The 22678-nt window shown below is 70.3% G+C and carries 19 protein-coding genes; 15 read left to right on the top strand and 4 right to left on the bottom strand.

Features of this window, described 5'->3' with window-relative positions; genetic code table 11:
• The 4 genes from ACZ7D7_RS23220 to ACZ7D7_RS23235 all read left to right on the top strand — a co-directional run.
• The coding region (locus tag ACZ7D7_RS23220) for a vitamin B12 dependent-methionine synthase activation domain-containing protein (RefSeq protein WP_470826667.1) at positions 1–1257 on the top strand (1257 nt) is incomplete at its 5' end.
• A 147-nt stretch (positions 1258–1404) separates the two neighbouring features.
• Positions 1405–2103: an HAD family hydrolase gene (locus tag ACZ7D7_RS23225; RefSeq protein WP_470826668.1), complete on the top strand. Its 699-nt coding sequence runs from the start codon at positions 1405–1407 to the stop codon at positions 2101–2103.
• Between the two features lie 438 nt (positions 2104–2541).
• The gene (locus ACZ7D7_RS23230; protein ID WP_470826669.1) at positions 2542–4140 is read left to right on the top strand and encodes an ABC transporter substrate-binding protein; all 1599 of its coding nucleotides are present in this window, start codon (positions 2542–2544) and stop codon (positions 4138–4140) included.
• A gap of 96 nt (positions 4141–4236) precedes the next feature.
• Positions 4237–5817, top strand: a complete 1581-nt coding sequence (locus ACZ7D7_RS23235; RefSeq protein ID WP_470826670.1) for an ABC transporter substrate-binding protein — start codon at positions 4237–4239, stop codon at positions 5815–5817.
• Between the two features lie 101 nt (positions 5818–5918).
• Here the strand turns inward: ACZ7D7_RS23235 and ACZ7D7_RS23240 are convergent, their stop codons facing one another.
• Both ACZ7D7_RS23240 and ACZ7D7_RS23245 read right to left on the bottom strand, forming a co-directional pair.
• Positions 5919–6590, bottom strand: a complete 672-nt coding sequence (locus ACZ7D7_RS23240; protein WP_014671700.1) for a response regulator — start codon at positions 6588–6590, stop codon at positions 5919–5921.
• A gap of 14 nt (positions 6591–6604) precedes the next feature.
• Positions 6605–7579 (bottom strand): RecB family exonuclease, encoded by a 975-nt coding sequence (locus tag ACZ7D7_RS23245; protein ID WP_470826672.1) that lies wholly within the window; start codon positions 7577–7579, stop codon positions 6605–6607.
• A 177-nt stretch (positions 7580–7756) separates the two neighbouring features.
• Between ACZ7D7_RS23245 and ACZ7D7_RS23250 the strand changes: the two genes are divergently transcribed.
• From ACZ7D7_RS23250 to ACZ7D7_RS23260, 3 genes are all read left to right on the top strand, one after another.
• Complete coding sequence (locus tag ACZ7D7_RS23250; RefSeq protein WP_470826673.1) at positions 7757–9445, top strand: site-2 protease family protein; 1689 nt, start codon at positions 7757–7759, stop codon at positions 9443–9445.
• A 50-nt stretch (positions 9446–9495) separates the two neighbouring features.
• Positions 9496–10398 carry a tRNA (adenine-N1)-methyltransferase gene (locus ACZ7D7_RS23255; RefSeq protein ID WP_470826674.1) on the top strand — a complete coding sequence of 301 codons (903 nt, stop codon included), beginning with the start codon at positions 9496–9498 and terminating at the stop codon, positions 10396–10398.
• A gap of 224 nt (positions 10399–10622) precedes the next feature.
• Positions 10623–11201, top strand: a complete 579-nt coding sequence (locus ACZ7D7_RS23260; protein ID WP_470826675.1) for a hypothetical protein — start codon at positions 10623–10625, stop codon at positions 11199–11201.
• Between the two features lie 60 nt (positions 11202–11261).
• Here ACZ7D7_RS23260 and ACZ7D7_RS23265 read toward each other — a convergent pair whose 3' ends face one another.
• A complete protein-coding gene (locus ACZ7D7_RS23265) occupies positions 11262–11567 on the bottom strand; it encodes a ferredoxin (protein WP_470826677.1) in 306 nt (101 codons plus the stop codon).
• 244 nt (positions 11568–11811) lie between these two features.
• Here ACZ7D7_RS23265 and arc point away from each other — a divergent pair, with 244 nt between their 5' ends.
• The 5 genes from arc to prcA all read left to right on the top strand — a co-directional run bounded on the left by arc (position 11812) and on the right by prcA (position 17614).
• Positions 11812–13578, top strand: a complete 1767-nt coding sequence (gene arc / locus ACZ7D7_RS23270) for a proteasome ATPase (RefSeq protein WP_470826678.1) — start codon at positions 11812–11814, stop codon at positions 13576–13578.
• 244 nt (positions 13579–13822) lie between these two features.
• Positions 13823–15334: a depupylase/deamidase Dop gene (dop, locus tag ACZ7D7_RS23275; RefSeq protein ID WP_470826679.1), complete on the top strand. Its 1512-nt coding sequence runs from the start codon at positions 13823–13825 to the stop codon at positions 15332–15334.
• A gap of 154 nt (positions 15335–15488) precedes the next feature.
• The gene (locus ACZ7D7_RS23280) at positions 15489–15707 is read left to right on the top strand and encodes a ubiquitin-like protein Pup (RefSeq protein ID WP_016325855.1); all 219 of its coding nucleotides are present in this window, start codon (positions 15489–15491) and stop codon (positions 15705–15707) included.
• Between the two features lie 246 nt (positions 15708–15953).
• Entirely contained in the window at positions 15954–16799 is an 846-nt protein-coding gene (gene prcB, locus ACZ7D7_RS23285; protein ID WP_470826680.1) for a proteasome subunit beta, read from the top strand.
• Positions 16800–16864: 65 nt separating this feature from the next.
• On the top strand, positions 16865–17614 hold the full coding sequence (gene prcA, locus ACZ7D7_RS23290; RefSeq protein WP_470826681.1) for a proteasome subunit alpha: 750 nt from the start codon (positions 16865–16867) through the stop codon (positions 17612–17614).
• Between the two features lie 90 nt (positions 17615–17704).
• Here prcA and ACZ7D7_RS23295 read toward each other — a convergent pair whose 3' ends face one another.
• Entirely contained in the window at positions 17705–18721 is a 1017-nt protein-coding gene (locus tag ACZ7D7_RS23295; RefSeq protein ID WP_470826682.1) for a LacI family DNA-binding transcriptional regulator, read from the bottom strand.
• A 119-nt stretch (positions 18722–18840) separates the two neighbouring features.
• Here ACZ7D7_RS23295 and ACZ7D7_RS23300 point away from each other — a divergent pair, with 119 nt between their 5' ends.
• The 3 genes from ACZ7D7_RS23300 to ACZ7D7_RS23310 all read left to right on the top strand — a co-directional run bounded on the left by ACZ7D7_RS23300 (position 18841) and on the right by ACZ7D7_RS23310 (position 22609).
• Positions 18841–20100, top strand: coding sequence for an MFS transporter (locus ACZ7D7_RS23300; protein WP_470826684.1), 1260 nt, complete (start codon positions 18841–18843; stop codon positions 20098–20100).
• 9 nt (positions 20101–20109) lie between these two features.
• Entirely contained in the window at positions 20110–21471 is a 1362-nt protein-coding gene (pafA, locus tag ACZ7D7_RS23305; protein ID WP_020274871.1) for a Pup--protein ligase, read from the top strand.
• A 157-nt stretch (positions 21472–21628) separates the two neighbouring features.
• Positions 21629–22609: an FKBP-type peptidyl-prolyl cis-trans isomerase gene (locus ACZ7D7_RS23310; protein WP_470826686.1), complete on the top strand. Its 981-nt coding sequence runs from the start codon at positions 21629–21631 to the stop codon at positions 22607–22609.
• Positions 22610–22678 lie beyond the last annotated feature (69 nt).

The following is a 22678-nucleotide window of genomic DNA, read 5'->3' on the forward strand; positions in this document are numbered from 1 at the left end:
AACCTCGTGGACATCATCCTGTCCAACAACGGCTACAACGTCGTCAACCTCGGCATCAAGCAGCCGGTCTCCGCGATCCTGGAGGCCGCCGAGGAGCACAAGGCCGACGTCATCGGCATGTCCGGGCTCCTGGTCAAGTCCACGGTGATCATGAAGGAGAACCTGGAGGAGCTCAACGCCCGCGACCTGGCCGCCAAGTACCCGGTGATCCTCGGCGGCGCGGCACTGACCCGCGCCTACGTCGAACAGGACCTCCACGCCATCTACGACGGCGAAGTCCGCTACGCCCGTGACGCCTTCGAGGGCCTGCGCCTCATGGACGCCCTCATCGGCATCAAGCGCGGCGTCCCCGGCGCGCGACTGCCCGAGCTCAGGCAGCGCCGGGTCAGGGCGGCGACGGTCGAGGTCGAGGAGCGCCCCGTCGAGGGCGCGGTCCGCTCCGACGTCGCCACCGACAACCCCGTCCCCGAGCCGCCCTTCTGGGGCACGCGTGTCGTCAAGGGCATCCAGCTCAAGGAGTACGCGTCCTGGCTGGACGAGGGCGCGCTGTTCAAGGGCCAGTGGGGCCTGAAGCAGGCCCGCACCGGCGACGGGCCGACCTACGAGGAACTCGTCGAGACCGAGGGCCGGCCCCGGCTGCGCGGCCTGCTCGACCGGCTCCAGACGGACAACCTGCTGGAGGCGGCCGTCGTCTACGGCTACTTCCCGTGCGTCTCCAAGGACGACGACCTGATCCTCCTGGACGACCAGGGCAACGAGCGGACCCGCTTCACCTTCCCGCGCCAGCGCCGCGGCCGCCGGCTGTGCCTGGCCGACTTCTTCCGCCCGGAGGAGTCCGGCGAGACCGACGTCGTCGGCCTCCAGGTCGTCACCGTCGGCTCCCGCATCGGCGAGGAGACCGCCCGGCTGTTCGAGGCCAACGCCTACCGCGACTACCTCGAACTGCACGGTCTGTCCGTGCAGTTGGCCGAGGCGCTCGCCGAGTACTGGCACGCGCGCGTGCGCGGCGAACTCGGCTTCGCCGGCGAGGACCCGGCCGAGATGGAGGACATGTTCGCGCTGAAGTACCGCGGCGCCCGCTTCTCCCTCGGCTACGGCGCCTGCCCCGACCTGGAGGACCGCGCGAAGATCGCGGACCTGCTGGAGCCGGAGCGCATCGGCGTACGGCTCTCCGAGGAGTTCCAGCTCCACCCCGAGCAGTCCACCGACGCCATCGTCATCCACCACCCCGAGGCGAAGTACTTCAACGCCCGGTGACCGCGTGACCCGGTGGCCGAGCCGGTGTGCCCAGGGCACGCGGGATAAACGAGGCGATTCTTTCGTGGACGACGTAAACTGGTCGGTCCACCGCAGGCCGGTTCCCCCGTGGGAACCGGCCTGATCGTCCCTCAAGGAGGTGCGCCCGTGACCAGTACGGTCCCCGCGCTCGGACCACGTACGGCCGAAGGCTCGGCCCTTCAGGCCGTGCTGCTCGACATGGACGGCACCCTGGTGGACACCGAGGGCTTCTGGTGGGACGTCGAGGTGGAGGTCTTCGCCTCCCTCGGACACACCCTCGACGACTCCTGGCGCCATGTCGTGGTCGGCGGCCCCATGACCCGCAGCGCGGGCTTCCTGATCGAGGCCACGGGCGCGGACATCACCCTTCCCGAGCTGACCGTGCTGCTGAACAAGGGCTTCGAGGAGCGCATCGACCGGGAACTGCCGCTGATGCCGGGCGCCGCGCGGCTGCTCACCGAGCTGTACGAGCACCGGATCCCGACCGCCCTGGTCTCCGCCTCCCACCGGCGCATCATCGACCGCGTGCTGGCCCGCCTCGGCACCCGGCACTTCGCCCTGTCGGTCGCCGGCGACGAGGTGGCGCGCACCAAGCCGCACCCCGACCCCTACCTGGTGGCCGCCGCGGGTCTCGGCGCCGACCCCGCGAGATGCGCCGTCGTCGAGGACACCGCCACCGGCATCGCCTCGGCGGAGGCCGCGGGCTGCCACGTCGTCGCGGTGCCGTCCGTGGCGCCCGTCGCCCCGGCCGACCGGCGTACGGTCGTGACCTCCCTGGAAGAGGTCGACCTGGCATTTCTGCGGGGTCTGATCGCCGCGCGATGACGGAAATGCGCCGGGTGTTCACCGAGCGTGCGGCGCGGATTGCACGGGAATTCCGGTCTGTTGTGCGAATGAATTCGGCCCGTCCGCACGGCCGAATTACGGCACGGGAGCGCACCGGGCCGACCGTGTGACGTTCGCCACGCGGAGGGTGCCCGGACGGGCGTCCGGCGTGAGCCGTTCACCCGATTTCGGACAGCGGCGGCGCGCCCTTGTGTCCCGTTTGATGGAGCCCTGCACCAATCTTTCCGCTGTCGCGTTTTCGGTCTGTCCACGCCCGGTTTCCCTGCGTGATGAAGCTTCAACTCCGGTTGCGGCGAAGCGGCCTGCGGGCGCGCACTAATCTCGTCACGAGGACAACACCCCCTTGCCCCGTGCTCCCGCCGCAACACCCCTGCTTGTCGGGTACACGGACCTCGACAGCTGTGGAGAAACTCGAGAATGAACCGCAAGACTCTGGTGCTGCCGACCGTGATCGGTCTGCTCGCGCCGGTGCTCGCCGCCTGCGGCGGGACCGGCGGCGACGGAGGCGACGGCATCGTCGTCGGCACCACGGACCGGTTCACCGTCTCGAAGGACGCCCCCGCCCCGCTCGACCCCGCCTACGCGTACGACGTCGGCCCCTGGAACATCCTGCGCCAGACCGTGCAGACCCTGATGGTCCAGCCGCGCGGCGACGGCGACCCCGTGCCCGAGGCCGCCGAGAAGTGCGGATTCACCGACTCCGGCAACGAGCGCTACGCGTGCACCCTGCGTGACGGCCTGACGTTCGCCGGCGGCGACGCCGTGACCGCGGACGACGTCAAGTACTCCATCGAGCGGGCCCTGGCCATCAAGGCCGACAGCGGCGTCTTCGCCCTGCTGTCGAACATCGACACCATCGAGACGCAGGGCGAGCGCGAGGTCATCTTCCACCTCAAGACCGCCGACGCCACGTTCCCGTTCAAGCTGTCCACACCGGTCGCCGGCATCGTCAACGCCGAGCAGTACCCCAGGGACCGGCTGCGGGACGGCTTCGCGGTCGACGGCTCCGGGCCCTACGTCCTGAAGTCCGAGGTCGAGGGCGACGAGCTGGTCAAGGCCGTCTTCACCAGGAACCCCAAGTACAAGGGCGCCCTGGAGGTGAAGAACGACGAGGTCGAGATGGTCTCCTACGAGGACGCCGACGCCATGGGCAAGGCGCTGGACGGGGGCGACATCGACCTGATGACCCGCACCATGTCGCCCGAGCAGATCCGCGAGCTGTCCAACCACTCCGGCGGCGAGGTCGACCTGATCGAGACGCCCGGCCTGGGCATCCGCTACCTGGCCTTCGACACCGCCGACCCGGCCGTGAAGTCCAAGGCCGTCCGCCAGGCCATGGCCCAGATCGTCAACCGCAGCGAACTCATCTCCAAGGTCTACGGCTCCCAGGCCGAGCCCCTGTACTCGCTCGTCCCGGCCAGCGTCACCGGCCACTCCAACTCGTTCTTCAACAAGTACGGCGACCCGGACACCGGCAAGGCCAGGTCGCTGCTCGAACGGGCCGACATCGCCACGCCGGTGAAGCTGACGCTGCACTACACGACCGACCACTACGGCCCGGCCACCGAGGACGAGTTCGAGGTGCTGCGCAAGCAGCTGAACGCCAGTGGCCTGTTCGACGTCGACATCAAGGGCACCCCGTGGTCGACGTTCCGCCCGGCCGAGCAGAAGGGCGAGTACCAGGTCTACGGCATGGGCTGGTTCCCGGACTTCCCGGACGCCGACAACTTCCTCGCGCCCTTCCTCGACAAGGACAACTTCCTCGGGTCCCCGTACGCCAACGGCCGGATCCGCGGCGACCTGATCCCGGAGTCCCGGCGCGAGGCCGACCGCCTGTCGGCCGCCTCCAGCCTCCAGGACATCCAGGACATCGTCGCCGAGGACGTCCCCGTACTGCCGCTGTGGCAGGGCAAGCAGTACGTCGCCGCGCGGGGCGACGTCACGGGCACCGCGTACGCCCTCAACTCGTCCTCGACCCTTCAGCTCTGGGAACTCGGCCGCGGCGTGAGCGGCTGAGACCTCCCGCCACCGGGGCCGCAGGCAGCGGCCCCGGACACCGGGGGCACGTGACCGCGGCCCCGGGACGACGAAACGACGACAAGGCACCTGCACGTGAACATGCGCAACCAGTGGCCGGTCCTGCCCCTCGTGGCGGGACTGGCCTCAGGCCTGTTGACCGGATGCGGAACGGAGACCGGGGGATCCGGGGGCAGCGGCTCCAACGTGGTGATGGGGATGTCCGACGACGTCCTCGCCACGGACCCCGCCTCCGGCTACGACCCCGGCTCCTGGCTGTTGTTCAACAACGTCTTCCAGTCCCTGCTGAGCTTCCCCAAGGGCGCCACCGAACCGCAGCCCGAGGCCGCCGAGGCGTGCGCCTTCACCGGCACGGAGACCAAGGTCTACCGGTGCACCCTCAAGGACGGCCTGAAGTTCAGCAACGGCAACCCGCTCACGTCGAAGGACGTCAAGTTCTCCTTCGACCGCATGCTGAAGATCAACGACGACGCCGGTCCCGCGATCATGTTCCCCATGCTCGACGAGGTCGAGACGCCGGACGAGAAGACGGTCGTCTTCAGGCTGAACACGCCGGACGCCACCTTCCCGAGCAAGATAGCCTCCGGCGCCGGCTCCATCGTCGACCACCGGCAGTACGAGGGCGACCGGCTGCGCTCGGACGGCAAGGCGGTCGGCTCCGGCCCGTACACGCTGGAGTCGTTCAACGACGACGAGGCCGTCTTCTCCGTCAACGAGCACTACAAGGGCACCGCCGACGTCCAGAACTCCGGCATCACCCTCAAGTTCTTCCACGGCGACCAGGCCGGGCTGAAGAAGGCCGTTCAGAACGACAAGATCGACATCGCGTACCGCGGACTCACCGCCGCCGACATCGCCGACATCGAGCAGTCCGGCACCTCGTCCGGCGTCGACGTCGTCGAGGGCAGCAGCGCCGAGGTCCAGCACCTCGTGTTCAACATGGACGACCCGGTCGCCGGCCGGCTCGGCGTGCGCAAGGCCATCGCCCACCTGATCGACCGCGAAGCGCTCATCAGGGACGTCCACCAGGGCACCGCGACCCCGCTGTACTCGATCATCCCGGCCGGCATCGCGGGCCACAACACGGCCTTCTTCGACGCCTACGGCGCCCAGCCCTCCAAGGACAAGGCCCAGGCCGCGCTGCGCGCCGACGGCATCACCGGCAAGGTGAAGCTGACCCTGTGGTCGACACCGTCCCGCTACGGCCCCGCCACCGACGCCGAGTTGAAGGCCATCGCCAAGCAGCTCAACGACAGCGGCCTGTTCGACGCCGAGATGAAGTCCGTCCCCTTCGAGCAGTACGAGAAGGACGTCGCGGCCGGCAAGTACGGCGTGTACGTGAAGGGCTGGGTGCCCGACTACCCGGACGCCGACAACTTCACCGCCCCGTTCTTCGGCAAGGGCAACGTGCTGGACAACAACTACGCGAACCGCACCATCACCGGCTCGCTGATTCCGCGCACCGCCGCCCAGAGCGACCGCTCCGCGACCGACGACGAGTACAGCCGCCTCCAGGACATCGTCGCCGAGGACCTGCCGATGCTCCCCCTCTGGCAGGGCAAGCAGTACGCGGTCGCCCGCGACGGCGTGTACGGCCTGGAGTACTGCCTCGACGCCTCGACCGTGTTCCGTTTCTGGGAACTCAGCAAGGACTGAGGCGCACACCGCAGCACGGCACGCGAAAGGGCGCCCTCCGCACCGGACTTCCGGCCGGGAGGGCGCCCTCTCGCATGCGCGAAACGGGGCGGTCGCGTCGCCTACTGGGCGCCGGGACGCACCAGCCCGCTCTCGTACGCGTACACCGCTGCCTGCACCCGGTCGCGCAGACCCAGCTTGGTCAGGACGTGCCCCACATGCGTCTTCACGGTGGTCTCGCTGACGAACAGGTCGGCCGCGATCTCCGCGTTGGACAGCCCGCGCGCCACCAGCTTCAGCACCTCCACCTCACGGTCGGTCAGCGTGTGCAGCGTGTCCGGCACCGGCTCCTCGCCGGACGGCAGATGCGTGGCGTACTTGTCGAGCAGCCGCCGGGTGATGCTCGGCGCGAGCATCGCCTCACCGGCCGCCACCACGCGGATCGCCTGCACGAGTTCGTTGGCCGGGGCGTCCTTCAGCAGGAAGCCGCTGGCCCCCGCCCGCAGCGCCTCCACCACGTACTCGTCGAGGTCGAAGGTGGTCAGCACCAGCACCTTCGCCGGGCCGTCCCGCCCGGGCCCGGTGATCTGCCGGGTCGCCTCCACGCCGTCCATCCGCGGCATGCGGATGTCCATCAGAACCACATCGGGCTGCAGCGCCCGCACCTGGTCGAGCGCCTGGAGGCCGTCTCCGGCCTCGCCGACGACCGCGATGTCCTGCTCGGCCTCCAGGATCATCCGGAAGCCCGTACGCAGCAGCGGCTGGTCGTCGACCAGTAGGACGCGGATGGCCACGTAAGTCTCCTTCGCTAGTCCGGCCCCATTCTGCCCTGCGTCGCGGCGTCCGACTCGGGCGCCCTCAGCGGCAGCGGGTAGGGCGGGGGAGTGCCGCCGAACTCCGGGCAGTGCGCCTGGTGGTCGCACCAGCCGCACAGCTTGGTCGGGCGGGGCCGCCAGTCGCCCGTCCGGGTCGCCTCCCGGATCGCGTCCCACAGCGCCAGCAGCTTGCGCTCGACCCGCTCCAGGTCCGCGAGCACCGGGTCGTACGTCAGGACGTCGCCACTGCCGAGGTACACCAGCTGGAGCCGGCGCGGCACGACCTTCTTCAGCCGCCACACCACCAGGGCGTAGAACTTCATCTGGAACAGCGCGCCCTCCGCGTACTCCGGGCGGGGCGCCTTGCCCGTCTTGTAGTCGACGATGCGCACCTCGCCCGTGGGCGCCACGTCCACCCGGTCGATGATGCCGCGCAGCCTGAGGCCCGAGTCCAGCTCCGCCTCCACGAACAGCTCGCGCTCCGCCGGTTCCAGACGCGAGGGGTCCTCCAGCGTGAACCAGCGCTCGACCAGCCGCTCCGCCTCACCGAGCCAGCGTGCCAGGCGCTCGCCCTCCGGATCGTCCGCGAACAGCTCGACGACCTCCGGGCGCGTCTCGCGCAGCCGGTCCCACTGGCCCGGGATCAGCGACTTGGCGCGCGGCGCCGTGCGCTCCGCCGCCGGGGCGTCGAAGAGGCGCTCCAGCACCGCGTGCACCAGCGTGCCCCGGGTCGCCGCCTCGCTGGGCTTCTCCGGCAGCCGGTCGATGACCCGGAACCGGTACAGCAGCGGGCACTGCATGAAGTCGCTCGCACGCGAGGGGGACAGCGACGCCGGCGGTATCGCGGCGGGCCCGGTCGCGGGGTCCGCAATCGCCACGGTCGCCGCCGGCCCCGCCGGGTCCGGCGGATCCACCGCCGGGGCAGGGCTGCTGTGGGGCACTGTCGCGCCCTCGGTGCTCGTCTCCATGACGACAGACCTTACGGCCCGGCACCGACAGCGTCCCAGCCACGGCCCCGGCGCCCCCCGAAGCTGTGGAAAACAACAGGGGGTGCCGGACGGAACGTGTCGCGACGGCCGCATACCATCGACTCCAGACCCTCCCGTCCGGCAGGCGCGGGAGACGCTTCGAACGAGGGGAAACCGGTGGACGAGAGCGGCGGGAGCGGACAGCCGCGGTCCGGCAACGACCAGTCGGCCGAGGAGCACACGGGGTCCCCGGCCCCGGCCGGAAGCCCCGCACGCCCTGAACCGCCCGCGCCGGAACCCTCCGCCCCCGAAACCGCGGCGGGTGAACCGTCGACGCCCGGCGCCGAGGCGGGTGAACCGTCGACGCCCGGCCCCGCGGCGGCCGAACCCTCCACGACCGACCCCGCCCCGGCTGAACCGTCCACGCCCGAACCCACCACGCCCGAACCGTCCGCGCCCGGCGACACCGGCGCCCGCCCTCCCGCCGGCGAACGACCCACGCCCGCCCGGGGCTTCGGGAAGCCGGCGGACGGCTCGGAGGCATCGGAGGCATCAGGGACTTCGGGGACGTCAGAGGGCGCGGGGGGCGCGCCGCCCGAGAAGGACCCCGCCCACGAGAGCTTCGGCGCGCCGACGGGCAACACCCGCGCCGACGACCACGACCCGCACCGCACCCTCGCGCACTCCGGCCGGGGCGGTCCCTCGCGGCGCCCCGGGCCCGGCGGCGGACTCCTCATGGGCCGGCCGTTCGGCGTGCCCGTGTACGTCGCGCCGAGCTGGTTCCTCGTGGCCGCCCTGATCACCTGGGTGTTCGGCGGCCAGCTCGACCGGATCCTGCCCGAACTCGGCGCCGCCCGCTATCTGGTGTCCCTCTTCTTCGCGGTCGCCTTCTACGCGTCCGTGCTCGTCCACGAACTGGCCCACACGGTCGTGGCGCTCCGCTACAAGCTGCCGGTGCGCCGCATCCAGCTCCAGTTCTTCGGCGGCGTCTCCGAGATCGAGAAGGAGGCGGAGACCCCCGGCCGCGAGTTCATGCTCGCGTTCGTCGGCCCGCTGCTCTCCCTCGTCCTCGCGGGCGTGTTCTACCTCGCCATGCAGCCCGTCGAACCCGGCACGGTCCCCGGCGTGCTGCTGGCCGGCCTGATGATCTCCAACCTCATCGTGGCCGCGTTCAACCTGCTGCCCGGCCTCCCGCTGGACGGCGGCCGCATGCTCCGCGCCGTGGTCTGGAAGCTCACCGGCAGGCCGATGGCCGGCACCGTCGCCGCCGCCTGGGTCGGCCGGGCCCTCGCCGTCGCCGTCCTCGTGGGCCTGCCGCTGCTCACGCAGTCCGGCGCGCTCGGCTCCGCAGCCGAGGACAGCGTCGGCATGGACACCGTCATGGACGCCCTGCTCGCCGCGATCCTCGCCGCGATCATCTGGACCGGCGCCGGCAACAGCCTGCGCATGGCCCGGCTGCGCGAACACCTCCCGGAGCTGCGCGCCCGCGCCCTCACCCGCCGCGCCGTGCCCGTCGAGACCGACACCCCGCTCTCCGAGGCCCTGCGCCGGGCCAACGCCGCGGGGGCCCGCGCCCTGGTCGTCGTCGACAACGAGGGCACCCCGCTGTCCCTGGTCCGCGAGGCCGCCATCGTCGGCGTACCCGAGCACCGCCGGCCCTGGGTCGCGGTCAGCGGCCTCGCCCAGGACCTCACCGAGGGCATGCGCGTCTCGGCGGAGCTGTCCGGGGAGGAACTCCTGGACGCCCTGCGCGCGACCCCGGCCACCGAGTACCTGGTGGTGGAGGAGACCGGCGAGATCTACGGCGTGCTGTCGGCGGCCGACGTGGAACGCGCCTTCGTGAAGGCCATGGCCCGCCCCGCGTGAGGTCCGCTCCCGTGGTCGGCGGCCCCGCGAAACGCCGGTAGGCTGGTCACATGTCCGAACCGACCGGTGCCGCCCGCAGGCGCGGGCCCTTCAAGGTCGGGGACCAGGTTCAGCTGACCGACCCCAAGGGCCGCCACTACACGTTCACGCTCGAGGCCGGGAAGAACTTCCACACCCACAAGGGTTCCTTCCCCCACGACGAACTGATCGGCGCTCCCGAGGGCAGCGTTGTCCGCACCACCGGGAACGTCGCCTACCTCGCGCTGCGCCCCCTGCTCCCCGACTACGTCCTGTCCATGCCCCGCGGGGCAGCCGTCGTGTACCCGAAGGACGCGGGGCACATCCTGGCCTTCGCCGACATCTTCCCCGGCGCGCGGGTCGTGGAGGCCGGCGTCGGCTCCGGCTCGCTCAGCAGCTTCCTGCTGCGCGCCATCGGCGACCAGGGCATGCTGCACAGCTACGAGCGCCGCGCGGACTTCGCCGAGATCGCCCAGGCGAACGTGGAGCGCTACTTCGGCGGCCCCCACCCCGCCTGGCAGCTCACCGTCGGCGACCTCCAGGACAACCTGTCCGACACCGACGTCGACCGTGTCATCCTCGACATGCTCGCCCCGTGGGAGTGCCTGGAGGCCGTCTCCAAGGCGCTCGTGCCCGGCGGCATCCTGTGCTGCTACGTCGCGACCACCACCCAGCTCGCGCGGACCGTCGAGTCCATCCGCGAGATCGGCTGCTTCAACGAGCCGACCTCCTGGGAGACGATGATCCGCAACTGGCACATCGAGGGCCTGGCCGTCCGCCCGGACCACCGGATGATCGGCCACACCGGCTTCCTCCTCACCGCCCGCCGCCTCGCCGACGGCGTCGAGCCGCCCATGCGCCGCCGCCGCCCCGCCAAGGGCGCCTACGGCGAGGACTACGCCGGCCCCAACGCCGACGGAGGCGCCGGCCGCTGAGGCGGCCCCGTGCCGCGTACAACGACGCAGCGCCGTGGCCGAGTTCCCGTACGTACCCGGGAACTCGGCCACGGCGCCTTCGCGTTGACGCGTCACCAGAGGGACGACAACCGGGGAAGGTTTAGGAAACGCAAACCCGCTGACCCCGCCGTTCCCCCGCGATGTGACGTGTGGCACCATGCAGGCCACCCCCACCGGCACAGCCCTCACAGGAGACACTCCTAGTGCAGCAATCCGCCGTCCCGGAGCTCGCCCACACCCACACGCGTCCCATCCACTGGCTCGCCACCGCCACGGCCGTGGCCGGCGTGGTGGCCCTGTCCTCCGTCGTGCAGCCCGGCCCCGCGACGGCGGCCCAGGCGTCCGCCCCGGAGTCGAAGTCGGCCCCGGCGGACGCCGCCCCGCCCGATCCGGCGGCCGTCGCGTTCCCGCTGGAGTGCGGGGCGGTGAAGGCGGTCGTGGTGCGCAAGGCGTCCGGCGACCTCGACGGCGACGGCAGACCGGAGACGGTGGCCGCGGTCCACTGCGACGCCCCCATGGGCACACCGCCCGACGGCCTGTACGTCCTCACCCGCGGCTCCGAGACGGCCGAACCGCGCGTGGTCGCCACCCTCGTCGACCCCAAGGACCGGCAGACGGTGTCCGAACTCGCCGTGCGCGACGGCGCCGTGGTGGGCACCCTCCTCGGCTACTCGAGCTCCGACGTGCCCCGTTGCTGCCCCGACCTGAAGGACGCGGTGAAGTGGCAGTGGAAGAACGGCTCGTTCGTCCGCTCCGCCCCCGCGGGTGCCCGCAGCGTCTGACCCGTTGACCCGGTCGGCGTGTGAGAAATCAGACAGCGGTGACGGCGCGTACCGGGCGGGTCACGCGGCGTCCGGCCCGAAGATCTCGACCTTGTCCGAAACGCGCCGCACATGGATGCACTCGCCGGGACACTCCTTCGCGGAGTCGACGACGTCCGTGAGAAGCGGCAGCGGTACGGGCGTTGTCGCGCCCTTGGCCTGCAACAGCTCGTCGCCGGAGCCCTTCACGTAGGCCAGACCGTCGATGTCCAGCTCGAACACCTCCGGCGCGTACTGGGCGCAGATGCCGTCGCCGGTACAGAGATCCTGGTCGATCCAGACCTCCAGGTCCTCGCCGTCGACTCCGGCCTCCTGCTGCACGTCCATCTCTCCTGCCGTTTGAGCGCCGAACCGGACGGGAAACCGGCCAGCTCTGACGGGTGTTGAACGCTTCGACCCTACCCCCGCCTGCTTTCCCTTCACGATCGGTGGGTATCTCCCCTCCGTGAGGGAGAGCGCAAGGGTGAAGATCGGACACACCCCGACAGTCTTTGTGATCTAGGGGTTTCAATCGACACCCGCCCAGGTAGGGTCTGGAAGCGTCCAGCTCCCCTTGGAGGAGGTGAGGACCGTGGCAGCCCACGACGACGACATGAACCGCGGCATCCGCCCGGGACGCGGGTCCGACGACCCGGCCGGGCAGATCGCCTACCTTGAGCAGGAGATCGCCGTCCTGCGACGCAAGCTCGCCGACTCTCCGCGACACACGAGGATTCTCGAAGAGCGGATCGTCGAGCTGCAGACAAATCTGGCCGGCGTGTCCGCGCAGAACGAGCGGCTCGCCAACACGCTCCGTGAGGCCCGTGACCAGATCGTGGCACTCAAGGAGGAAGTCGACCGGCTCGCTCAGCCACCGGCCGGCTTCGGTGTCTTCCTGCAGGCGAACGAGGACGGCACCGCCGACATTTTCACAGGCGGCCGCAAGCTCCGGGTGAACGTCAGCCCGAGCGTCGAGCTGGAGGAGCTCAGGCGCGGCCAGGAAGTGATGCTCAACGAAGCGCTCAACGTGGTCGACGCCATGGAGTTCGAGCGCGTGGGCGACATCGTCACCCTCAAGGAGATCCTCGAGGACGGCGAGCGCGCCCTGGTGGTCGGCCACACCGACGAGGAGCGGGTGGTGCGGCTCGCCGAGCCGCTGCTGGACGTCACCATCCGCCCCGGCGACGCTCTCCTGATGGAACCCCGCTCGGGCTACGTCTACGAGGTCGTGCCCAAGAGCGAGGTCGAGGAACTGGTCCTCGAAGAGGTCCCGGACATCGGCTACGAGCAGATCGGCGGCCTCGGCAACCAGATCGAGGCCATCCGTGACGCGGTCGAGCTCCCGTACCTCTACCCCGACCTGTTCAAGGAGCACGAACTGCGCCCGCCCAAGGGTGTCCTGCTCTACGGCCCGCCCGGCTGCGGCAAGACCCTGATCGCCAAGGCGGTGGCCAACTCGCTGGCCAAGAAGGTCGCCGAGGTGACCGGCAAGGCGGCCGGCAAGAGCTTCTTCCTGAACATCAAGGGCCCCGAGCTGCTCAACAAGTACGTCGGTGAGACCGAGCGGCAGATCCGCCTGGTCTTCCAGCGGGCCCGTGAGAAGGCGAGCGAGGGCACGCCCGTCATCGTCTTCTTCGACGAGATGGAGTCGCTCTTCCGTACCCGTGGCTCCGGCGTCAGCTCGGACGTGGAGAACACCATCGTCCCGCAGCTGCTCGCCGAGATCGACGGTGTCGAGGGCCTGCAGAACGTGGTCGTGATCGGCGCCTCGAACCGCGAGGACATGATCGACCCGGCCATTCTGCGACCCGGCCGGCTCGACGTGAAGATCAAGATCGAGCGTCCGGACGCCGAGGCGGCCAAGGACATCTTCGGGAAGTACCTCACCGAGCGCCTCCCGCTCCACGGCGACGACCTCAAGGAGCACGGCGGCGACAAGGGCGCATGCGTCCAGGCCATGATCCAGACGGCCGTGGAACACATGTACGCCGAATCGGAGGAGAACCGCTTCCTGGAGGTCACCTACGCCAATGGCGACAAGGAAGTCCTGTACTTCAAGGACTTCAATTCCGGCGCCATGATCGAGAACATCGTGGGCCGCGCCAAGAAGATGGCGATCAAGGATTTCCTCGAGCACGACCAGAAGGGTCTGCGGGTCTCCCACCTGCTCCAGGCCTGCGTGGACGAGTTCAAGGAAAACGAGGACCTTCCCAACACCACGAACCCGGACGACTGGGCCCGGATCTCCGGAAAGAAGGGCGAGCGGATCGTTTACATCCGCACCCTCATTACCGGAAAGCAGGGCGCGGACACCGGACGCTCCATCGACACGGTGGCGAACACCGGGCAGTACCTGTAAAAGGCAGGGTGGCTGCGGGTGCCCTCACCGGGTACCCGCAGCCGACTGTTTTTCAGGCCACGGCCATGACGAGAGCGTGCAAGGCAATGACGCAAATGATCTCCCCACCAGCGCAAAGGCGTTCTAGGCTCTTCCGTACCGCCGAGTCGCGCAGTGCGGGGACGGGCACCGCACACGCAACCGAGCGCCAGCGGTACTTGAGCGGCGTCCACGACCGAGGGCGCCGCCGGGCAAGGAGGGCCGCATGACCGTACGGCGAGTAATGGGCATCGAGACGGAGTACGGGATCTCCGTCCCCGGACACCCCAACGCCAATGCCATGCTCACCTCGTCCCAGATCGTCAACGCCTACGCGGCGGCGATGCACCGGGCCCGCCGGGCCCGCTGGGACTTCGAGGAGGAGAATCCGCTGCGCGACGCGCGGGGCTTCGACCTCGCCCGCGAGGCGGCCGACTCCAGCCAGCTCACCGACGAGGACATCGGCCTGGCCAACGTGATCCTCACCAACGGCGCACGGCTCTACGTGGATCACGCCCACCCGGAGTACAGCGCGCCGGAGGTCACCAACCCCAGGGACGCCGTCCTGTGGGACAAGGCGGGCGAGCGCATCATGGCCGAGGCGGCCGAGCGGGCCGCCCAGCTGCCGGGCGCGCAGCCGATCCACCTCTACAAGAACAACACCGACAACAAGGGCGCCTCCTACGGCACGCACGAGAACTACCTGATGAAGCGGGAGACCCCGTTCTCGGACATCGTGCGCCACCTGACGCCCTTCTTCGTCTCCCGTCAGGTCTTCGCCGGGGCGGGCCGCGTCGGCATCGGCCAGGACGGGCACGAGCACGGCTTCCAGCTCAGCCAGCGCGCGGACTACTTCGAGGTCGAGGTCGGGCTCGAGACGACGCTCAAGCGCCCGATCATCAACACGCGCGACGAGCCCCACGCGGACGCCGAGAAGTACCGCCGGCTGCACGTGATCATCGGCGACGCGAACCTGTCGGAGATCTCGACGTACCTGAAGCTGGGCACGACGGCCCTGGTGCTGTCCATGATCGAGGACGGCTTCATCGCGGTCGACCTCGCCGTCGACCAGCCCGTGCGCACGCTGCACCAGGTGTCGCACGACCCGGCCCTGAAGCGGCTCGTCACGCTGCGCAGCGGCCGGACACTCACCGCGGTCCAGCTCCAGATGGAGTACTACGAGCTGGCCCGCAAATACGTGGAGGAGCGCTACGGCGCGGACGCCGACGACCAGACCAAGGACGTCCTGACCCGCTGGGAGGACACCCTCAACCGCCTGGAGAATGACCCGATGAGCCTGGCCGGCGAGCTGGACTGGGTCGCCAAGCGGGAGCTCATGGAGGGCTACCGGCGCCGTGACGACCTCGACTGGGACGCCGCCCGGCTGCACCTGGTCGACCTCCAGTACGCCGACGTACGGCCCGACAAGGGCCTCTACAACCGTCTGGCGGCCCGCGGGCGCATCAAGCGCCTGCTGACCGAGGAGGACGTGGAGAGGGCCCGTACGAAGCCGCCGGAGGACACCCGCGCGTACTTCCGCGGGCGCTGCCTGGAGCAGTACGCGGACGACGTCGCGGCGGCCTCCTGGGACTCGGTGATCTTCGATCTTCCGGGGCGGGACTCGCTGCAGCGGGTTCCAACCCTGGAACCGCTTCGCGGAACGCGTAATCACGTCAAGGAGCTGCTGGATCGCTGCCGCACGGCGGAAGACCTGGTCAAGGTCCTGTCGGGACACTGAACGCACGGCGGACCGGGCACGCCCGCGCGGGGTGAAAACCCCGTGCCAGGGAATCAAGGAGGTGGGCCCCGTACGTTGGAAGAACTGCGGGGCCGATGTCGGACCCTGCTTGTAGGGTCTGATCAAGAACGTCGAACCGAGCGGGGTGAGGGTTATGGCGACCAAGGACACCGGCGGCGGACAGCAGAAGGCGACGCGTTCCACCGAGGAGGTCGAGGAGCAGGCGCAGGACGCGCAGGCCTCCGAGGACCTCAAGGAGCGCCAGGAGAAGCTTTCGGACGACGTGGACTCCGTGCTGGACGAGATCGACGACGTCCTCGAGGAGAACGCCGAGGACTTCGTGCGGTCCTTCGTCCAGAAGGGCGGCCAGTAGGCCCCCTCGGACTGACGAGCGGGCGTGAGCGCTGCGTGCGGTGCGGTCGAGACCGTGCCGCGCGCAGCATGCGTTTCGTGCCCGGACCGGGACGTGTTTCTTTGGTTCCGCCGGGCATGTGGATCACCGCCGTCGGACGGGTAGGGTCCGTGGCATACCAGGCCCGGCCGGGACACCGCGCCGGGGAGTTTTCCAGGATCGGCCCGACGTCACAGGGCGGGCTGTTGCATACGTGGAAGGAATCGCGTGGAAGCCAACACTCGTAGCACCGGGCGTCTACCAGCTGCCTTCCTGACGCCGGGATCGTCGTCCTTCGTGGACTTCCTGTCCGAGCACCAGCCCGAACTGCTGCCGGGCAACAGGAAGTTGCCGCCCGTCCAGGGCGCGATCGAGGCGCCGCACGGCACCACGATCGTGGCCGTGACGTTCCCCGGCGGCGTCGTGCTCGCCGGTGACCGGCGGGCCACGATGGGCAATGTCATCGCGCAGCGGGACATCGAGAAGGTCTTCCCGGCGGACGAGTACTCGGCGGTGGGCATCGCCGGTACGGCGGGCCTCGCCGTGGAGATGGTGAAGCTGTTCCAGCTGGAGCTGGAGCACTTCGAGAAGGTCGAGGGCGCGCAGCTGTCCCTGGAGGGCAAGGCGAACCGGCTGTCGACCATGATCCGTTCCAACCTCGGCATGGCCATGCAGGGCCTGGCCGTGGTGCCGCTCTTCGCGGGGTACGACGTGGACCGCGGCAAGGGCCGCATCTTCTCCTACGACGTCACGGGCGGCCGCTCCGAGGAGCAGGGCTACGCGGCGACGGGCTCCGGCTCGATCTTCGCGCGCGGCGCCATGAAGAAGCTCTACCGGGACGACCTGAACGAGTCCGAGGCCACCACGCTCGTGGTCCAGGCGCTGTACGACGCGGCAGACGACGACTCGGCGACCGGTGGTCCCGATGTCGCCCGCCGGATCTACCCGATCGTCACCGTGATCACCGACGACGGCTTCCGCCGGCTCACCGAGGACGAGTCCTCCGAGATCGCCCGCTCCGTCCTGCAGCGGCGTCTCGAGCAGCCGGACGGTCCGCGGGCCGCGCTGCTCTGAGCGCGGGCGCGTGAGCTTCTTGATCAGGTGATCCAGTGACTTCGACAGAAAGGGACGGATAACCGGTGTCGACGCCGTTCTATGTCTCACCCCAGCAGGCCATGGCCGACCGGGCGGAATACGCCCGCAAGGGCATCGCCCGCGGCCGCAGCCTGGTCGTGCTGCAGTACGCCGACGGCATCGTGTTCGTCGGCGAGAACCCGTCCCGCGCGCTGCACAAGTTCAGCGAGATCTACGACCGGATCGGCTTCGCGGCCGCCGGCAAGTACAACGAGTACGAGAACCTCCGCATCGGCGGCGTGCGCTACGCCGACCTGCGCGGCTACACCTACGACCGGGGCGACGTCACCGCCCGCGGCCTGGCCAACGTGTACGCCCAGACGCTGGGCACGATCTTCTCCAGCGTCGGCGAGAAGCCGTACGAGGTGGAGCTGGTCGTCGCCGAGGTGGGCGAGACGCCCGAGGCCGACCAGATCTACCGGCTGCCGCACGACGGCTCGATCGTCGACGAGCACGGCTCGGTGGCGGTCGGCGGCAACGCGGAAACGATCAGCGGCTACCTCGACCAGCGCCACCGGGACGGCATGACGCTGGCGGAGGCGCTGCGGCTGGCGGTGCAGGCGCTGTCCCGCGACACCAACGGCAGCGAGCGGGAGATCCCCGCGGAGCGGCTGGAGGTCGCGGTGCTGGACCGTACCCGGCCGCAGAAGCGGAAGTTCCGGCGGATCACGGGCAGCCGGCTGTCGCGGCTGCTCGCCGAGGGCACCGGCGAGACGCCCGCGGGCTCCTCGGACGCGGACGACTCCGACGAGTAGCCGCCACCCGCGTCACCTCGCGTCGCCGCGCGCCCCGGACCCTTGTGGGACCGGGGCGCGCGGCGTGTGCGGCGGGAGGTGTGCCGGGCGTCAGAGGCGGGCCGGCGGGGCCGTGGAGCCCCGGACGACGAGTTCGACGGGGATGTCGCCGGCCTCCGGTGCGCGGCCCTCCAGGACCGCCAGGAGGGCGCGCATGCCGCGCTCGCCGAACAGCTCCGCGTCCAGGCGGACCGTGGTCAGCTCCGGGTCGATCGCCGTGGCGAGGGCGAGGTCGTCGAGGCCGGTCACGGACACGTCGGACGGGACGGCGAGGCCCAGCCGGCGGATCGCCTTGTAGGCGCCGGCCGCGAGCTTGTCGTCGTCGCAGACCACCGCCGTCGGACGGGCGCCCGGCAGGGTCAGGGCGGCCTCGGTGGCGGCCCGGGCGCCGTCGATCGAGATGGGGGCCCGGGCGGTGCGGATCCCGGTCCCGGGCACCCGGCCGAGCCGCGCGGCGAGTTCCCGGGCGCGCACCTCGAACGTCCAGGAGGGCACGTTGGCCGCCAGATGCAGGAAGTTCCGGTGTCCCAGCGCGAGCAGGTGCTCGGTGACCTGGCGCACGCCGTCCGCGATGTTGAGGTTCACCGTCGCCGCGCCGAGGCTGCCCTCCGGGTCGCTGTCCAGCATCACCAGCGGAAGCTGGTCGCCCCGGATCGCGGAGAGCGCGTCCGCCGCCATCGAGGACGCGATGACGCCGTCCAGGGCCGCCTGGGCCGACGCGAAGGGGTCACGGGCCGGTCCGACGCCCTCGGGGGAGGGGTAGAGCACCACGCCGAAGCCGTGCTCGGCGGCGACCCGCGCGGCGCCCGTGTAGACCCCGGCGAAGAACTCCGTGGTGAGCGCCGGGACGACCAGCAGGACCGTGCGGGTGCGGCCCAGCCGCAGATTGCGGGCCGCGAGGTTCGGGCGGTAGCCCAGGTCGCGCGCGGCGTCGCGCACGCGCTGCGCGGTGGCCTCCGAGACGCGCCCGCGCCACTTGTCGCCCAGCACCAGGGAGACCGCGGCCTGGGAGACCCCGGCGGCCTGGGCGACGTCCCGGCTCGTGGGGCGTGTGCTGCCTCGTGCCACCGTGGGCCCGCTCCTTCGTCTGGACTCGTGAACTGGGCACATGGTACGTATGACAGAGGTAGTTATACGTAAAACTCGTGTCGGTGGCCGGAAGCGTCACGGGCGGACGGAGGGCGGACATGGCCACGGGATATCTGGAGATCCTCAGGGCGAAACACGCCACCCGCCTACTCGTCGGCACCCTCGTGGGCCGGCTGCCCAACGCCACGGCGGCCATCGCGATCGTCCTGTTCGTGCGCGCCGAGGGCGGCACGTACAGCCTCGCGGGCGCGCTCGCGGCCGTGTACGGCGTCTCCAACGCCGTGGGACAGCCGCTGCTCGGGCGGCTCGTCGACCTGTACGGGCAGCCGCGCGTCCAGCTGCCCGCCGCGCTCGCCTCCGCCCTGGCCATGGCCGTCTTCGCCTTCGCCGGCACCGACCCGCTCTTCGTCGCCCACCTGGCGGTCGCCGCGGCCGGCCTGTTCACGCCACCCCTGGAGGGCGGCCTGCGGGCGCTGTGGCCCAGCGTGCTGCGCAAGGACGGGCAGGTGCACACGGCGTACGCCATGGACGCCGTCGCCCAGGAAGTGATGTTCACCGTCGGGCCGCTGCTCGTGACCCTGTGCACCGCCCTGTGGTCCGCGCAGGCCGGGCTCCTCGTCCTGAACGCCGTCGGCGTGCTCGGCGCGCTCTCCGTGGTGATCTCCGAGCCCTCGCGCGCCTGGCGGTCGGCGCCGCGCGAGGCGCACTGGCTGGGCGCGCTGCGCGCGGCGGGACTCCTCGCGCTCCTCGCCGCGTTCCTGTTCGTCGGCGTGGCGCTCGGCTCCATCACCGTGGCCGCCGTCTCCTACGCGGACGACCACGGCGGCGACGCCGTCTACGGCTGGCTGATGGCGGCCATCGGCCTCGGCGCCCTCGTCGGCGGCGCCGTGTACGGCGCCCGGCAGTGGGCCGGGGAACCCGCGCGGCGACTGCGCGTCCTGGTCGCCCTGCTGGCGGTGTGTTACCTGCCCCTGATGCTGATGCCGGGCCCCGTCGCCATGACGCTGCTCACCGTCGTCGCCGGCGTCTTCCTCGCACCGGCCATCGCCTGCGCGTTCGTCCTGGTCGACCGGCACGCGCCGCGCGGCACGGTCACCGAGGCGTTCTCCTGGCTCGTGACGACGTTCACCGTGGGCGCCTCCGTCGGAACGGGCCTGACGGGACCGGTCGTAGAGGCGGGCGGCGCCCTGTGGGGCTTCGCCGTACCGGCCGTCGCGGGCGGTGTCTCGTTGCTGGTGTTGACGGTTACGGGACGGGTACTCGCAGCTCCCGCCCGGGGTGCGGTCGTTGCCGCCGGTCCGGAAAATGATCCAAACCGTGCCGTCGAACCCCGTTTCAGCTCAGGGGATCGGGCGTAATGTTCACTCATGGACCGCCGCATTTTCGGGCTGGAGAACGAGTACGGCGTCACGTGCACGTTCAGGGGACAGCGCCGCCTGTCGCCTGACGAGGTGGCGCGGTACCTCTTCCGCCGTGTCGTGTCATGGGGCCGAAGCAGCAATGTCTTTCTGCGAAACGGCGCCCGCCTCTATCTCGACGTGGGGTCACATCCGGAATACGCCACACCCGAATGTGACAACGTGATCGAACTGGTCACCCACGACAAGGCCGGCGAACGCATTCTCGAAGGACTCCTGGTGGACGCGGAACGACGCCTGCACGAGGAGGGAATCGCGGGCGACGTCTACCTCTTCAAGAACAACACCGACTCGGCGGGCAACTCCTACGGGTGCCACGAGAACTATCTCGTCGCCCGGCACGGGGAGTTCTCCCGGCTCGCCGACATCCTCATTCCGTTCCTGGTGACCAGGCAGCTCCTGTGCGGCGCCGGCAAGGTGCTGCAGACCCCGCGCGGGGCCGTCTACTGCGTCAGCCAGCGCGCCGAGCACATCTGGGAGGGCGTCTCCTCGGCGACGACCCGCTCCCGGCCGATCATCAACACGCGCGACGAGCCGCACGCGGACGCCGAGCGCTACCGCCGCCTGCACGTCATCGTGGGCGACTCGAACATGTCCGAGACGACGATGCTCCTCAAGGTCGGCGCCACCGACCTGGTGCTCCGCATGATCGAGGCGGGCACCGTCATGCGCGACCTCACCCTGGAGAACCCGATCCGGGCGATCCGCGAGGTCAGCCACGACATCACCGGCCGCCGCAAGGTCCGCCTGGCCAGCGGCCGCGAGGCCTCCGCCCTGGAGGTGCAGCGGGAGTACTACGAGAAGGCCGTGGACTTCTGCGAGCGGCGCGGCATCCGCACCGGCACCGTCGAGCAGGTCCTGGAGCTGTGGGGCCGCACGCTGGACGCGATCGAGACCGAGGACCTCGACCGCATCGGCACCGAGATCGACTGGGTCATGAAGTACAAGCTCCTGGAGCGGTACCGCGCCAAGCACAACATGACCATGTCGCACCCGCGGGTCGCGCAGATAGACCTCGCCTACCACGACATCCACCGGCGTCGTGGCCTCTACTACCTGCTCGAGAAGAAGGGTCAAGCAGCCCGGATCTGCAACGACTTGAAGATCTTCGAGGGCAAGTCCGTTCCGCCGCAGACCACCAGGGCCCGGCTGCGCGGCGACTTCATCCGGCGGGCCCAGGAACAGCGCCGCGACTTCACCGTCGACTGGGTGCACCTGAAGCTGAACGACCAGGCGCAGCGCACGGTGTTGTGCAAGGACCCGTTCCGCTCCGTGGACGACCGCGTGGAGAAGCTCATCGCCGGCATGTGAGCCGGTGCCGGACACCCTCTGGGGGCCACGGCCGGTCCGGCGACGGCTCACGAAAGGACGCCCGGTGCCCGGAGGTGTTCACCGCCTCCGGGCACCGGGCGTTCTCAGGTCGTAGAGTGGCGGCCATTGCCCCCCACCCCCGAACCCAGTTGGACTGATGAACTACACCATGAAACGACGCGTCGCGGCGCTGCTCGCCGTTCCCGCACTGTTGTTCACCGCCGCGTGCGGTTCGGACGACGACAGCAACGGCGACGCGGCGGCCGGCGTCGCCCAGGTCAAGGGAAAGGTCGGGGAGAAGCCCGAGATCTCCGTGCCCAAGGACGGCAAGCCGTCCCAGAAGACGGTGACCGAGACCGTCTCCGAGGGCAGCGGCAGCGCGATCAAGGCCTCCGACTTCGTCCGGCTGGACTGGACCGTCAGGAAGTGGGGCGGCGACCAGGACCTGGGCGGTACATGGGCGGCTCCGCAGACCGGCGCCAAGACGCCCAAGCAGCAGTCCGTCGAGCAGGTCGGCAAGCAGAGCCAGCAGCTGCCCGCCAAGGTCCTCGAGGCCGTCAAGGGCAAGAAGGCGGGCAGCCGCATCCTCGTGCAGGGCACCGCCGGTGACCTCATCGGGCAGAACCTCAACCCCCAGTCCGGCATCACCGCCAAGGACGTGCTGATCTGGGTCGTCGACCCGGTCGGCGCCGCCGCCGTCGACGCCAAGGGCGAGGCCAAGGGCGAGCAGGCCGCCTCCGAGGCCGGCCTGCCCGAGGTGAAGGCCGCACCGCGGAAGGCCGCGACCATCACCGTCCCCAAGGGCGTCAAGCCCCCCAAGGACCTCAAGCAGCAGGTGCTGATCAAGGGCGACGGCAAGAGGGTCGAGGCCGGCCAGGGACTCGTCGCCCAGTACACCGGGGTCAAGTGGGAGGACGGCAAGAAGTTCGACTCCTCCTGGGACCACGGCGGCGCCACCGCCTTCCAGATCGGCACCGGAGCCGTCGTGCAGGGCTGGGACAAGGGCCTCGTCGGCAAGAACGTGGGCGACCGCGTCCTGCTGGTGATCCCGCCCTCCCTCGGCTACGGCGCCAACCCGCAGAGCGAGCTGGCGAAGAACACGCTGGTCTTCGTGGTCGACATCCTCGGCACCGTCTGATCCCCCGGCACCGTCCGGCGGGGAAGTCTGTGAGACTGTCCGCGACGCAGGTCAGCAACAAGGAGAGAT

Source organism: Streptomyces sp. NPDC037054, from assembly GCF_055606745.1.

Coding starts and splice junctions, on each gene's coding strand:
- pafA (WP_020274871.1), top strand. CDS start 20,110: ATGGACCGCCGCATTTTCGGGCTGGAGAACGAGTACGGCGTCACGTGC.
- dop (WP_470826679.1), top strand. CDS start 13,823: ATGACCGTACGGCGAGTAATGGGCATCGAGACGGAGTACGGGATCTCC.
- ACZ7D7_RS23230 (WP_470826669.1), top strand. CDS start 2,542: ATGAACCGCAAGACTCTGGTGCTGCCGACCGTGATCGGTCTGCTCGCG.
- ACZ7D7_RS23310 (WP_470826686.1), top strand. CDS start 21,629: ATGAACTACACCATGAAACGACGCGTCGCGGCGCTGCTCGCCGTTCCC.
- ACZ7D7_RS23255 (WP_470826674.1), top strand. CDS start 9,496: ATGTCCGAACCGACCGGTGCCGCCCGCAGGCGCGGGCCCTTCAAGGTC.
- ACZ7D7_RS23265 (WP_470826677.1), bottom strand. CDS start 11,567: ATGGACGTGCAGCAGGAGGCCGGAGTCGACGGCGAGGACCTGGAGGTC.
- ACZ7D7_RS23300 (WP_470826684.1), top strand. CDS start 18,841: ATGGCCACGGGATATCTGGAGATCCTCAGGGCGAAACACGCCACCCGC.
- ACZ7D7_RS23245 (WP_470826672.1), bottom strand. CDS start 7,579: ATGGAGACGAGCACCGAGGGCGCGACAGTGCCCCACAGCAGCCCTGCC.
- ACZ7D7_RS23280 (WP_016325855.1), top strand. CDS start 15,489: ATGGCGACCAAGGACACCGGCGGCGGACAGCAGAAGGCGACGCGTTCC.